This is a genomic window from Dryocola clanedunensis (assembly GCF_038405435.1).
GTDB classification, from domain to species: domain Bacteria; phylum Pseudomonadota; class Gammaproteobacteria; order Enterobacterales; family Enterobacteriaceae; genus Dryocola; species Dryocola clanedunensis_A.
Genome location: NZ_JBBYHZ010000001.1, coordinates 88,034 through 100,163 on the forward strand (window position 1 = coordinate 88,034; position 12,130 = coordinate 100,163).

Annotated in this window: 12 protein-coding genes and 1 tRNA gene; 7 read left to right on the top strand and 6 right to left on the bottom strand. The window is 57.3% G+C overall.

From position 1 onward, the window contains the following. The first annotated feature begins 121 nt into the window (after positions 1–121). The 7 genes from AAE045_RS00390 (at position 122) to leuA (ending at position 7,811) form a co-directional block, all read left to right on the top strand. Positions 122–1,306, top strand: a complete 1,185-nt coding sequence (locus AAE045_RS00390) for an MFS transporter (RefSeq protein ID WP_455546005.1) — start codon at positions 122–124, stop codon at positions 1,304–1,306. A gap of 115 nt (positions 1,307–1,421) precedes the next feature. Beyond that, a complete protein-coding gene (locus AAE045_RS00395) occupies positions 1,422–2,159 on the top strand; it encodes an AzlC family ABC transporter permease (RefSeq protein ID WP_455546006.1) in 738 nt (245 codons plus the stop codon). Next, the gene (gene ygaH, locus AAE045_RS00400; RefSeq protein WP_455546007.1) at positions 2,159–2,494 is read left to right on the top strand and encodes an L-valine transporter subunit YgaH; all 336 of its coding nucleotides are present in this window, start codon (positions 2,159–2,161) and stop codon (positions 2,492–2,494) included. The genes AAE045_RS00395 and ygaH overlap by 1 nt, the downstream gene beginning before the upstream one ends. A 91-nt stretch (positions 2,495–2,585) precedes the next feature. Continuing rightward, a complete protein-coding gene (gene mprA, locus AAE045_RS00405) occupies positions 2,586–3,116 on the top strand; it encodes a transcriptional repressor MprA (protein WP_455425517.1) in 531 nt (176 codons plus the stop codon). Positions 3,117–3,247: 131 nt separating this feature from the next. Next, positions 3,248–4,423: a multidrug efflux MFS transporter periplasmic adaptor subunit EmrA gene (gene emrA / locus AAE045_RS00410; RefSeq protein ID WP_455546008.1), complete on the top strand. Its 1,176-nt coding sequence runs from the start codon at positions 3,248–3,250 to the stop codon at positions 4,421–4,423. A gap of 15 nt (positions 4,424–4,438) precedes the next feature. Beyond that, positions 4,439–5,977: a multidrug efflux MFS transporter permease subunit EmrB gene (gene emrB / locus AAE045_RS00415; protein WP_455546009.1), complete on the top strand. Its 1,539-nt coding sequence runs from the start codon at positions 4,439–4,441 to the stop codon at positions 5,975–5,977. A gap of 163 nt (positions 5,978–6,140) precedes the next feature. Beyond that, positions 6,141–7,811 carry a 2-isopropylmalate synthase gene (leuA, locus tag AAE045_RS00420; RefSeq protein WP_455546010.1) on the top strand — a complete coding sequence of 557 codons (1,671 nt, stop codon included), beginning with the start codon at positions 6,141–6,143 and terminating at the stop codon, positions 7,809–7,811. Here leuA and AAE045_RS00425 read toward each other — a convergent pair. The 6 genes from AAE045_RS00425 to AAE045_RS00450 all read right to left on the bottom strand — a co-directional run bounded on the left by AAE045_RS00425 (position 7,769) and on the right by AAE045_RS00450 (position 12,130). Beyond that, positions 7,769–8,566 carry an AraC family transcriptional regulator gene (locus tag AAE045_RS00425; RefSeq protein WP_455546011.1) on the bottom strand — a complete coding sequence of 266 codons (798 nt, stop codon included), beginning with the start codon at positions 8,564–8,566 and terminating at the stop codon, positions 7,769–7,771. The two genes, leuA and AAE045_RS00425, sit on opposite strands and share 43 nt — an antisense overlap. 64 nt (positions 8,567–8,630) lie before the next feature. Next, positions 8,631–9,146: an S-ribosylhomocysteine lyase gene (luxS, locus tag AAE045_RS00430; RefSeq protein WP_455546012.1), complete on the bottom strand. Its 516-nt coding sequence runs from the start codon at positions 9,144–9,146 to the stop codon at positions 8,631–8,633. Between the two features lie 152 nt (positions 9,147–9,298). Continuing rightward, a complete protein-coding gene (gene gshA / locus AAE045_RS00435) occupies positions 9,299–10,858 on the bottom strand; it encodes a glutamate--cysteine ligase (RefSeq protein WP_455546563.1) in 1,560 nt (519 codons plus the stop codon). Positions 10,859–10,936: 78 nt separating this feature from the next. Beyond that, positions 10,937–11,365, bottom strand: coding sequence for a YqaA family protein (locus tag AAE045_RS00440; RefSeq protein WP_455546013.1), 429 nt, complete (start codon positions 11,363–11,365; stop codon positions 10,937–10,939). Next, on the bottom strand, positions 11,362–11,928 hold the full coding sequence (gene yqaB / locus AAE045_RS00445) for a fructose-1-phosphate/6-phosphogluconate phosphatase (protein WP_455546014.1): 567 nt from the start codon (positions 11,926–11,928) through the stop codon (positions 11,362–11,364). The genes AAE045_RS00440 and yqaB overlap by 4 nt, the downstream gene beginning before the upstream one ends. Before the next feature lie 125 nt (positions 11,929–12,053). Continuing rightward, positions 12,054–12,130 (bottom strand) — tRNA-Arg (locus AAE045_RS00450).

The following is a 12,130-nucleotide window of genomic DNA, read 5'->3' on the forward strand; positions in this document are numbered from 1 at the left end:
GAGAGGGCCGGGGTGAGGGTTATTGCTTCCCCATAACCGCACAATCCGACACCCACCCCACCTGTCTTAACCATCAATTTTCGTTATCATTCGCGATCTCAATGACAAGCTGAAGATAACAATGAAAAATACCGTTCAGGGGCTCAGCCCCGCGCTGATTGCCCTGATGTCCGTGGCCACCGGCCTTGCCGTTGCCAGCAACTACTATGCGCAACCTCTGCTCGACACCATCGCCCGCGCCTTTTCTCTTTCCGTCAACCAGGCCGGGTTTATCGTTACCGCCGCCCAGCTGGGCTATGCCGCTGGCCTGCTGCTGCTGGTGCCGCTGGGGGATATGTTTGAACGACGCGGGCTTATCGTCTTTATGACGCTGCTGGCCGCGGGCGGCATGCTGATCACCGCCACCAGCCAGACGCTGCCGATGATGATCCTGGGTACCGCGCTCACCGGCCTGTTCTCCGTCGTCGCGCAGATCCTCGTGCCGCTTGCGGCTCACCTCGCGGAACCGGCTAAGCGTGGCAAAGTCGTGGGGACCATTATGAGCGGCCTGCTGCTGGGGATCCTGCTGGCGCGTACCGTCGCGGGCCTGCTGGCAAGCCTGGGCGGCTGGCGCACGGTTTACTGGGTTGCCAGCGTGCTGATGGTTATTATGGCCGTCGCCCTGTGGCGCGGTCTGCCAACCGTGAAGCAGGAAAACCATCTGAATTATCCGCAGCTTCTGGGTTCCGTGTTCAGCCTGTTTATCAAAGACAGCCTGCTGCGCACCCGTGCCCTGCTCGGCTGCCTCACCTTCGCCAACTTCAGCATTCTGTGGACCTCGATGGCGTTCCTGCTGGCTTCTCCGCCGTTTAACTTCTCCGAAGGCGTCATCGGGCTGTTTGGCCTGGCGGGCGCGGCGGGCGCGCTGGGAGCGCGACCTGCGGGAGGATTTGCCGATAAGGGCAAGGCGCATCTCACCACAACCGTTGGTCTGGTGCTGCTGCTGCTCTCATGGATTGCCACCGCATTGGGCCAGTATTCGGTGATCGCGCTGATTATCGGTATTCTCGTCCTGGATCTGACCGTGCAGGGCGTTCATATCACCAACCAGACCGTGATTTACCGCATGATGCCGGAAGCCCGCAACCGCCTGACGGCTGGCTACATGACCAGCTATTTTATCGGCGGCGCCGCAGGGTCACTAATTTCAGCAAGTGCTTACCAACATGCTGGCTGGAATGGCGTTTGTGCGGCGGGCGCGATTATGGCCCTACTAAACCTGGTAGTCTGGTGGCGCGGCTACCACCGCCAGGAGGGCTGCCAATAATCCTTTACAACCCTTGTGGACAAACAAGGGTGTTAAGGCCTGGGGCAGTCTGGTAAGGTTGTCCCAGATTATTAATTCGAGTGACATTCACGCCGGTTATTTATAAAAATTTAATATGGACAGTCCCGCGACAATTTCAAACGACAATCATCAGCACGAAGCGACCTGGGTTGAGGGGCTAAAAGACAGTTTACCCATCGTCATCAGTTACCTCCCCGTGGCCTTTGCCTTCGGTCTGAACGCCACTAAGCTGGGTTTTACCCCGCTCGAAAGCCTGTTTTTCTCCTGCATTATTTACGCTGGCGCCAGCCAGTTTGTGATCACCGCGCTGCTGGCGGCGGGAAGCTCCCTGTGGGTGGCTGCCCTGACCGTAATGGCGATGGACGTCCGCCACGTGCTTTACGGCCCCTCGCTACGCCAGCGAATCACTAAAACGCTCAGCAGGCCCAAAACGGCAGTCTGGGCGTTCGGGCTGACGGACGAGGTGTTTGCCGCTGCCACCGCGAAGCTGGTGCGCGATAACCGCCGCTGGAGCGAAAACTGGATGATCGGCATCGCCTTCAGCTCCTGGTTTTCCTGGGTGCTCGGTACGGCGCTCGGCTCCTGGTCCGGCAATGGCCTGCTCGATAGCTTCCCAGCTGTGGAGGCCGCATTAAGCTTTATGCTTCCCGCGCTGTTCCTGAGCTTCCTGCTCGCCTCGTTCCAGCGTAAGCAGTCCTGGACCGTTACCGCCGCCCTGGCGGGTGCCCTGCTCGGCGTGACGCTGGTGTCGATACCCGCCGCGATTCTGGCCGGTATCGTCTGCGGCTGCCTGGCCGCCGTGATCCAGGCGTTTTATCAGGAGGAGGCGTAATGAGCACCCAGGTTCTGCTACTCGGCCTGCTGGTCGGCTTAGCCAACTATTTATTCCGCTATTTACCCCTTCGTCTGCGTGCAAACGCCACTCGCCCCGCTAAGCGCGGCGCCACCGGTGTGCTGCTGGATAGCATCGGCATCGCCTCAATCTGCGCGCTGCTGGTGGTCTCCTGCGCCCCGGAAATCATGCAGGACGGCAGGCGGCTACTGCCGACGCTGGTCGGTTTTGCGGTCCTCGGCGTGAGCTTTTATAAGACTCGTAGCATTATCATTCCTACGCTTCTCAGCGCTCTGGGTTATGGATTAGCCTGGAAACTCATGATGGTGTTATAGACCCGGCGGATAAAAAATCCCTGAACAATAGATTTACTTTATTTGTCACCATCGTTACTATATCGGCTGCAACTAATGAGGTTATGCCAAAATGGATAGTTCGTTTACGCCCATTGAACAAATGCTAAAATTTCGCGCCAAGCGCCATCAGGACTTCCCGTACCAGGAGATCCTGCTGACCCGTCTGTGTATGCACATGCAGGGTAAGCTGCTGGAAAACCGCAATAAAATGCTGAAGGCTCAGGGGATTAACGAAACGTTGTTTATGGCGTTAATCACTCTTGAGTCCCAGGAAAACCACAGCATTCAGCCCTCTGAGCTAAGCTGTGCGTTGGGATCGTCCCGTACTAACGCGACGCGCATCGCCGACGAGCTGGAAAAACGCGGCTGGATTGAACGCCGTGAAAGCGACAACGACCGTCGCTGCCTGCATCTGCAGCTGACCGATAAAGGTCATGAATTCCTGCGCCAGGTGCTGCCGCCGCAGCATAACTGTCTGCACGAGCTGTGGTCATCCCTGAGCGGCTCTGAAAAAGAACAGCTGGAAGCCATCACCCGCAAGCTGCTGACTCGTCTGGACAAAATGGACGTAGACCAGACCATGCTGGAAGCCGTTCGCTGACAGGAAGCGTCAGACTCGATTAAGCATCCCGGAAAACAGATAACTATAGAGGCCAGCAACTCCATTGCTGGCCTCTATGCACTAACGGGTCAGCAAAGCTGACCATAATAATAATAAGTTTGGAGATTAGCATGAGCGCACATGCGGAGCATGAAACCCCGCAGCAACCGGTAAACAACAAGAAGGGCAAGCGTAAAACCGCCCTTCTGCTGTTGACCTTGCTCTTCGTCATTATTGCCGTGGCATATGGGATTTACTGGTTCTTAGTTTTACGCCATTACGAAAACACGGACGATGCGTACGTCGCCGGAAACCAGGTACAGATCATGTCCCAGGTATCAGGTAGCGTCACCAAAGTCTGGGCTGACAATACTGATTTTGTAAAACAGGGTGATGTGCTGGTCACGCTTGACCAGGCCGACGCCCAGCAGGCGTTCGACAAGGCGCAGACCGTGCTGGCCTCCAGCGTGCGTCAGACGCGCCAGCAGATGATCAACAGCAAGCAGTATCAGGCCAACATTGAGCTGAAAAAGACCGCGCTGACCCAGGCGCAAAGCGACCTGAACCGTCGTATACCTTTAGGCAGCGCAAACCTGATTGGCCGTGAAGAGCTGCAGCACGCCCGTGACACCGTGGCATCCGCTCAGGCTGCGCTGGACGTTGCCGTTCAGCAGTACAACGCCAACCAGGCAATGATCCTCGGAACGAAACTGGAAGAGCAGCCCAACGTGAAGCAGGCCGCCGCCGAGTTGCGTAACGCGTGGATGGCCCTGCAGCGGACCAAAATCGTCAGCCCGATGACCGGCTATGTCTCCCGCCGTGCGGTGCAGGTTGGCGCGCAAATCAGCCCAACCACGCCTCTGATGGCCATCGTGCCGGCCAGCGGCCTGTGGGTTGATGCCAACTTTAAAGAAACCCAGCTGGCCCACATGCGTATTGGCCAGTCCGCTACCGTCGTCAGTGATATTTACGGCGACAACGTAGAATACACCGGCAAGGTCGTCGGCCTGGATATGGGGACCGGCAGCGCCTTCTCCTTACTGCCAGCCCAGAACGCCACCGGTAACTGGATCAAAGTGGTTCAGCGTCTGCCGGTGCGTATCGAGCTGGATGCAAAACAGCTTGAGCAACATCCGCTGCGTATCGGCCTGTCGACCTTAGTCACCGTGAACACCACGGATCGCGAAGGCAGCATGCTGTCAAGCAAGACCCGTAACTCACCGGTTTACGAAAGTAACGCCCGTGAACTGGATCTGGCGCCGGTAGACAAGCTGATTAACCAGATTATCCAGGCGAATGCGGGTTAATAAAGCGGAGGTTGTATGGCACAGCAAAAACCGCTAGAAGGAGCCCAGCTGGTCATCATGACCATCGCGCTGTCTCTGGCAACCTTTATGCAGGTGCTGGACTCCACCATCGCCAACGTGGCGATCCCGACCATTGCCGGGAACCTTGGCTCGTCCCTGAGCCAGGGGACATGGGTTATCACCTCCTTCGGGGTGGCGAACGCCATCTCGATCCCGCTCACCGGCTGGCTGGCTAAACGCTTCGGCGAAGTGAAGCTGTTCCTGTGGTCGACCATCCTGTTTGTTATCGCCTCCTGGGCGTGCGGCGTCTCCAGTAGCCTTGAGATGCTGATCTTCTTCCGCGTCCTGCAGGGGATTGTCGCCGGGCCGCTGATCCCACTGTCGCAAAGCCTGTTATTAAGCAACTACCCGCCAGCCAAACGCAGCATCGCGCTGGCGATGTGGTCGATGACGGTCATCGTTGCGCCGATCTTCGGGCCGATCCTCGGCGGCTACATCAGCGATAACTACCACTGGGGCTGGATCTTCTTTATCAACGTGCCGATTGGCGCGGTCGTGGTGCTGATGACGCTGCAAACGCTGCGGGGCCGGGAAACGCGAACCGAAAACCGGCGTATCGACGCCATCGGCCTTGCGCTGCTGGTCGTGGGGATTGGTAGCCTGCAGGTGATGCTCGACCGGGGTAAAGAGCTGGACTGGTTTAACTCAACGGAAATCATCGTGCTGACCATCGTCGCGGTGGTGGCGATAAGCTTCCTGATTGTCTGGGAGCTGACGGACGATAACCCGATAGTTGACCTGTCGCTGTTTAAGTCGCGAAACTTTACCATCGGCTGCCTGTGTATCAGCCTTGCCTACATGCTCTACTTCGGCGCGATTGTTCTGCTGCCGCAGCTGCTGCAGGAGGTATACGGCTACACGGCGACCTGGGCGGGTCTGGCTTCTGCGCCGGTCGGCATTCTGCCGGTACTGCTGTCGCCGATCATCGGGCGCTTTGCGCACAAGCTCGATATGCGGCGGCTGGTGACGTTCAGCTTTATCATGTACGCGGTCTGTTTCTACTGGCGCGCGTATACCTTCGAGCCGGGGATGGACTTTGGCGGATCGGCGTGGCCGCAGTTTATTCAGGGCTTCGCGGTGGCGTGCTTCTTTATGCCGCTGACGACCATTACGCTGTCCGGCCTGCCGCCTGAACGTCTGGCGGCGGCATCAAGCCTGTCGAACTTCACCCGAACGCTGGCTGGCTCTATCGGTACGTCGATAACCACCACGCTGTGGACTAACCGGGAGTCTCTGCATCATGCACAGCTCACGGAGTCGGTCACGCCGTTTAACCAGAATGCCGTGCAGATGTACAACGATCTGCAGAATCTGGGAATGTCGACACAGCAGGCGTCCGGCTTCATTGCCCAGCAGATCACAAGCCAGGGGCTGATTATCTCGGCAAACGAGATTTTCTGGGTCTCCGGCGGCGTGTTCATTCTGCTGCTGGGGCTGGTCTGGTTCGCCAAACCGCCGTTTGGTGCAGGCGGCGGCGCAGGTGGTGCGCACTAAAACTATCGGGTAGCGCTCGCTTACCCGAACTACAAAAACAGCCGTAGGGTGGATCGCCTTTGCCCCCTATGGCTGTTTCTCAGCACAGGTTGTCAGTTTTGCGCCAGTAATCTCCCCGGCGAGTTGTCAGGATAAAGCCTGACCCGAGCAAAGGAGACTCCACATGCTGCAAGACCCGTCGCAAAAATACCTTCCGCATCCACCGGTTAATCTGCCGGATCGCCAGTGGCCGAACCAACAGCTGACCCATGCTCCGCGATGGCTTTCCACCGACCTGCGCGACGGCAACCAGGCGCTGGCTGAACCGATGGACAGCGCGCGCAAACTGCGCTTCTGGGAACTGCTGCTCAAATGCGGTTTTAAAGAGATCGAGGTAGCGTTCCCTTCCGCTTCGGAAACGGATTTTCAGTTTGTGCGCCAGCTGATTGAAGAGCGCCGCATTCCGGAAGACGTCACCATCCAGGTGCTGACCCAGGCGCGCAGCGATCTTATCGAGCGCACCTTTGCGGCATTGCAGGATGCCCACCGCGCAACCGTGCATCTTTATAACGCCACCGCCCCGCTCTTCCGCCGCCTGGTGTTCCGCCAGAGCAAAGAGGAGATCGTTCAGCTTGCGGTCAGCGCCACACGCCAGATCCGCGCCCTGTGTGAAGCTCATCCGCAAACGCAGTGGAGCTATGAATACTCCCCGGAAACGTTTTGCTTTACTGAGCCTGACTTCGCCCTGCAAATTTGCGAAGCGGTAGCGGACGTCTGGGAACCCTGCGCCGAACGGCCAATGATAATCAACCTGCCAGCGACGGTAGAGGTTAATACGCCGAACGTCTATGCCGATCAGATCGAATATTTTTGCCGCCGCTTCTCACGGCGTAATGCCGTGTGCATCAGCGTACATCCCCATAACGACCGGGGCAGCGGCGTCGCCAGCGCGGAGCTTGCCATCCTGGCCGGAGCCGATCGCGTGGAAGGCTGCTTATTCGGTAACGGCGATCGCACCGGGAACGTCTGCCTGGTGACCATGGCGATGAACCTCTACAGCCAGGGGATATCGCCCCGGCTCGACTTCAGCGATATGAAGCAGGTCGTCGAAGTTGCCGAACAATGTAATCAGCTGCCCGTCCATCCTCGCCATCCCTACGCCGGGAAGCTGGCCTTTACGGCCTTTTCCGGTTCGCATCAGGACGCCATCAAAAAAGGGTTTACCGCGCGCCAGCAGGCATCCAGTTTACGCTGGGAAATGCCGTATCTGCCCGTCGACCCGAACGATATCGGCTGCAGCTACGAAGCGGTGATCCGCGTTAACAGCCAGTCCGGAAAAAGCGGCGCGGCGTGGATGCTGGAGCAGAATCACGGCCTGATGCTGCCGCGCGCTTTGCAGCAGGATTTCAGCCGTCACGTACAGGCGCGAACCGATCGCGACGGAAACGAGATGACGCTGGCCGCTATCTGGCAGCTGTTCCGCGAGCTGTACGGGCCTCACAAGCTCGCCGGACGGCAGCTGCTGGATTACCGCAGCGAAAGTCAGGGAGAGGGCCTGCTGTCGCTACAGGTGCGTATTCAGATGGAAGCTGGCGTCATTACGCTTCAGGGAAAAGGAAATGGTCTGCTGTCCGCCGCCGCCGATGCTCTGCAGAGCCGGTTTAACGTCGCGTTCGCCATTGAGGACTACCATGAACACACGCTCGGCAGGCACAGCGAGAGCCGTTCAGCGGCCTATATCCGCTGCACCTTCGCCAAAGGCGAAAGCCGCTGGGGCGTGGGTATCGATAACGACGTGGCGCGGGCTTCGCTTCAGGCGTTGCTTAACGCACTGCCGTCAGACGATCGGTTCTGATGGAAGTAGTCGCCGGGGGAAACGCCGAGGGTGCGACGGAACATGGCGCTGAACGCGCTGTGGCTCTCGTAGCCTAAATCCAGCGCTACCCGCAATACGGACTGGCCCTGGGCAAGGCGGCTCAGGGCTTCCATCAGCCGCGCCCGCCGTACCCACTCGCTGAACGCCAGCCCGGTTTGCTGACGGAAATGCCGCAGCAGGGTTCTTTCACTGATATTGAGCAGCCCGGCGGCCAGCGCCGTGCTCCACATTTTGCCGGGTTCATCCTGGATCTGACGACAAAGCGCCAGTAAGGCCGCCGATGCCGGTTCAGGAAGATTAAACGGCAGCACCGTCATCACGCGGATCTCATCGAGGATCAGCTCATAGATCCGCTCTTCCCTGCTCCCGGCCGCGTAGCTTTCGGGCAGCGTCAGCGAGCTGATAATAAGCTCACGCAGCAAGTCTGATATTTGCACCACCTGGCAAACCGAAGGCAGGTCCGCCCGCGCAAAGGGGTCGATGAACAACGTTCGGGCTGCGACATGCCCCGTCACCTGAAAGCGATGCCGCGTACCCGCAGGCAGCCACACGCCGCGGCTTGGTGGCACCACCCAGTATCCCTGCTCCGTTTCAACTCGTACCACGCCGCTGAGCGCGTGCAGAAGCTGCGCGCAATCGTGGCTGTGCCATGGCTCCGTAGCGCCGTGAGGATAGTCATGGGCGAACGGCACCAGCGGGCGTGTGGCAAAGTTGAACTGGAGAGTGGTGGACATAATTTTTATTTCTTTATCAAAAAGGAGCCGTCAGGCTCCTTTTGTCGACAAGCTATGTCTACTGCTAAATGTGCAGCTCTTTCAGCTTCTCTTTCGGCAGCGCCAGTTCGTCATTGCTGTTGACGCTCACGCCGTGCTCAATGATATGGCGCGCAATGTCCTGTGCTTCCTGCAACGAGTGCATATGGTAAGTGCCACACTGGTAGACGTTCAGCTCAGGGATCTGGTTCTGCTCTTTGACCTTCAGCACGTCTTCCATTGCCGCTTTCCATGCTTCGGCAACGCGGGTTTCGTCCGGCACGCCAATCAGGCTCATGTAAAAGCCGGTGCGGCAGCCCATCGGCGAAATGTCGATGATCTCAACGCCGTTACCGTTCAGGTGATCGCGCATGAAACCTGCAAACAGGTGCTCAAGCGTATGGATCCCTTTTTCCGGCATCACTTCCTTGTTCGGGACACAAAAGCGCAGGTCGAATACGGTGATGGTATCGCCGCTCGGTGTGTGCATCGTTTTGGCTACACGTACTGCTGGCGCGCCCATGCGGGTGTGGTCGACTGTGAAACTATCCAACAATGGCATCTGGTCACCTCCGATAAGTGAATTTTTTTAAAATAAAATGAACCATTCTTCCCGGCACGCGTCTGAGTATATGAAAGACGCGCATTTGTTATCATCATCCCTGTCTTCAGAGATGAATATTTTGGCCACATTGATTGTGGCCATTTTCTTTTCTACCGCGACTGTTTCTCAAGCCATGTCTCAAACGGCTCGCTGTCCCCGGCTTCGATATCACGCTGACGCTGCCATGAAGCATCGTGCTCCTGCTGCAGAACTTCAGTGGTCAAAATCTCCAGCGGTTCGCTGATGAGCTGCTGACGATACTGCTCCGCAAGCGCAAGCCCCGTCCCGCCAATGCCATTATCAATCATAGACCGCAGAATGCGGGCTGAATACGTCAGCTCCGGATCGTCAAAGCAGGCGACAAGCTCATCGCACACCTTCTGATAATCGTCGTTACCCGCGATGCCGTCCAGCGTTTGAGCAACCCGACGTAAATCAGCGAACAGGTCTTTGCCCACCTGCGACAGCGGATGCTGGGCAGTTTCACAGCCCATACCCAGCGTCAGGCCAGGCTTGCGCCCTTCCAGAATCACGCGGTTCCAGTTTGTGCGGGTGCAGAGTAGTTCGTCGCTGCTCATTTCCGGCGCGTCGGCCAGCACGCACCAGATCATAAACAGATCGAGGAAGCGAATCTGCTGCTCGTCCATGCCAATGGCGGAGAACGGGTTGATATCAAGCGAACGCACTTCAATGTATTCGATGCCGCCGCGCAGCAGCGCGTCAGACGGAGACTCGTCTTTCGCCGTCACGCGTTTCGGGCGAATCGGCGCGTAGAGTTCGTTTTCAATCTGCAGCACGTTGGTGTTGATTTGCAGACGCTTACCGTCTTTCTCGAGGCCAAGCTGCGCATACTCTTCAGACGGCGTTTTAATCGCTTTCTTCAGCCCTTCAACATAGGTATGGAGATCGTTGAAGGTGATGCCCAGATTGCTTTGCGATTTGTTGGTATAGCCCAGATCGCTTAAGCGCAGCGACGTGGCATACGGCAGGTAATTCATGCCGCATTCGGTTTTCTCAAACGGCAGCGTGCTTTCTTTCCCTTGCAGGAAAGAGGAGCAAATCGCCGGCGAGGCGCCGAACAGGTACGGAATAACCCAACCAAACCGGTAGTAGTTACGGATCAGACGGAAGTAGCCCGCAGAGATCTCTTCTTTCCCGCTTTCGGCATCTTTAATGCCCAACCTTGCCTGCCAGAATTCCAGCGGCAGCGAGAAGTTATAATGCACGCCGGAGATGGTCTGCATCAGCGCGCCGTAGCGGTTCTTCAGCCCTTCACGATACAGCGTTTTAAGACGGCCAGTGTTAGACGAGCCGTACTGCGCCAGCTCAATGTTCTGACCATCGTCGATATAGCACGGCATGCTCAGCGGCCACATGCGCTCTTCGCCCAGTTCACGGGCCACATGGCGATGGATATCGCGCATGAAAGTGAGCATATGGTCGATGTCACCGTCCACTGGCGTAATAAATTCCAGCAGGGCTTCGGCGAAGTCCGTGGTGATCCATTTATGTGTCAGCGCTGAGCCGAGTGTTTCCGGGTGACCTGTCGTTGCCAGTTCGCCCGTTGGCGTGACTCGCAGTGTTTCGCGTTCAAGACCGCGACAAATGCCCTTTACTGCCTGAGGATGCTTTTCCAGCCAGGCCAGCGCCTGTGATACGTCCGGGATCAAATTGACCTCCCGCCTGTCGAATTCATTTTTATTAAGCATAATTGTTTTAGCGGGCTTCCGTACTCTCGCACCACGCAATTATTGCCACCACGCCATGCCTTGTACCGTTGCAGCCGCGACAACGATGTAGCGTAACGCTTTACCAAGGCACAAAAAAAAGATTACCGGTCCCCATGCCAGACGTAACCATCCGGCAAGCAGACACAAAAGGTCGCCAATCAGCGGCAACCAACTCAGTAATAAAGCAGCCGGGCCGAATCGGGTCAGCCAGGCGGTCGCTTTTCCCTGCCAGCGAGACTGCGCACGCTGCGGAAAAAAACGACCCAGAATAACGTTAGTTAGCCCCCCGAGGCTATTACCCATTGTTGCTATTAACACTAGCAACCAGGTGGGGCCTGCGCCGCCAATCAATAACGCGACCAGTACGGCCTCGGAGCTGCCGGGCAGTAAGGTCGCGCTCAGGAAACTGCTGGTAAACAGCGAACCCAGTGACAGCAGTTCATTCACAGTAAGCGAACGTCCACAGCGGCCATGCCTGCCGCGCGAGCCGCTTCCAGACCAAAATCAGCGTCTTCAAACACCACGCACTTCCCGGGCGGTACGCCCATAAGCTCAGCGCACTTCAGGAAAGTGTCCGGATAAGGTTTGTGATGTTTAACATGATCGGCGGCGACAACCGCAGAGAAATAGTGGCGCAGGCCAAGGTGGTTAAGCAGCGCTTCGGCGATATCGCTCTCGCTGCCTGTGCCCACCGACATTGGACGACGGCCATGCCAGGCCTTCACCACCTCGATAAGCGGCAAAGGACGCACGGTGTCGAGCAGCATAGCTCTGACGGCCTGGGTCTTTTCCTGCGCTAAATGATGGGGGTCAAGGTCAGCCTGATGTGATTCGATAATGGCCTGAGCAATGCGCCAGGTGGGTGAGCCGTTTAGCGCCACCATCGCCTGCTCGTCAAACGTCATGCCGTAGCGGGACAGCGTCTCACGCCATGCCTTACGGTGTGTCGGTTCGGTATCGAGGATGGTGCCGTCCATATCGAAAATAAGCCCGTCGTAACGTTCGTACATCTCATCCCTCGCATAGCCAAATATCAAGGCGTTACTTTAGCGTAAACAGGGATATTTGTCGCTTTTTGTCATGAGGGGAAGAGTTGAACGTCAGAACGATGTTGAGAACAAGGGGGGAAAGACAATGGTGCATCCGGGAGGATTCGAACCTCCGACCGCTCGGTTCGTAGCCGAGTACTCTATCCAGCTGAGCTACGGATGC